Origin of the sequence: Aeromicrobium phragmitis, from assembly GCF_003674095.1 — a bacterium.
Taxonomy (GTDB): Bacteria; Actinomycetota; Actinomycetes; order Propionibacteriales; family Nocardioidaceae; genus Aeromicrobium; species Aeromicrobium phragmitis.
In genome coordinates this window covers 1-357 of sequence record NZ_RDBF01000187.1, presented here as the reverse complement: position 1 = coordinate 357, position 357 = coordinate 1, and the positions used below count along the sequence as shown (strand labels likewise).

The 357-nt window shown below is 69.5% G+C and carries 1 pseudogene; it reads right to left on the bottom strand.

The window, feature by feature from the left end:
* Positions 1-357: pseudogene (locus tag D9V41_RS18050) on the bottom strand (transcriptional regulator); the annotation flags it as partial.

The window sequence follows — 357 nt, the reverse complement described above, 5'->3', positions numbered from 1 at the left end:
TCCCTGAAGCTTGAGAACAGCGGTGATGCAACGCGCGCCGGTCGCCGGTCGGACCAGCCAGCCTTCGCGGAGTCGTTCGGGCAGGCAGATTCCCATGCCGGGAATCGTCAGGGTCGTGTCGGGCCGCGGCACGGCGATCCGGTCGCGCGCGGGCACTCCGGCGTGCAGCGCTACCCAGCCGTGGTCGTCGACGACGAGGAGTGGGCCCTTGACCGCCGCGACGAGGTGCTCTGCTGACTTCCTGAGCTTCGCGAGACGGTCCTCATGACATCGCCACAGCTGCGACTCGGCCAGTCGGACCGCTGTCTCGACGAGCGCGCTGATGGTCGGGTGCAGCGAGAGCGCGGGGCCACTCAC